Source organism: Frankia sp. CoWAU3 (assembly GCF_977971855.1).
Genome location: NZ_CDWWXB010000124.1, coordinates 6,748 through 7,411, shown reverse-complemented (window position 1 = coordinate 7,411; position 664 = coordinate 6,748). Strand labels below are relative to the sequence as shown.

At 72.1% G+C, this 664-nt stretch carries 1 protein-coding gene; it reads left to right on the top strand.

Annotated features, from left to right (window positions below):
- Positions 1-353: 353 nt before the first annotated feature.
- Positions 354-664: hypothetical protein (locus AC08ON_RS11980; RefSeq protein ID WP_476616971.1), on the top strand; the 311-nt coding region annotated here is incomplete at its 3' end.

The window sequence follows — 664 nt, the reverse complement described above, 5'->3', positions numbered from 1 at the left end:
CGACCGGGTGGGCTGGGTGGGGCCGCGGGGTCGGCGGCGGTCTCCGCGCGGCTGCGTGGCGCCCCGAACACCCCGACGGCGCGGTGGCGGCGGATCTGGGCGGCGACCGAGCCGGCGCCGCGCCCCGGGTCGCGTTCCCCCTGGCGGCGTTAGAACCGGGCCGCGGCTTGGCCCGGCGAGGTCGAGGATGGCCAGAGCGCGGGGCCGGTCTGCGCGAGATGGGCCAGGTAGGCGCGCGGGGACACCACGCCGGTCTCCTCTCACTTCTCCTACGTCGACGCCCAGGGCCGCCCATGACAAGCGAACTTGACTTGATGGAAAGTCAACTTTACAGTCATGCCATGACCGATGACATGACTGATGAGACGCGGCGGGACAACGTGACACGCGCCGCCCGCAGGGCGATCTTCCTGGACGGTCTCCCCGTCGCCACCCTCGGCGGGATCGCTCTGGCCCTGGGCAGCGGCCCCGACCAGACCGCCGCCCAGAAGGCCTGGTGGCTGGGGGCCAGCGGCGCGTTCACGCTCGCCGTGGCATGGGTACTGCTGCGCGCCTTCCGCCGCGCCGACGAGTACCAGCGCAAGATCCAAGTGGAGAGCATGGCGATTACCTTCGCGGCAGTCCTGGTAGGGCTTCAGCTAGCCGCCCTGCTCGACGCCGCCGG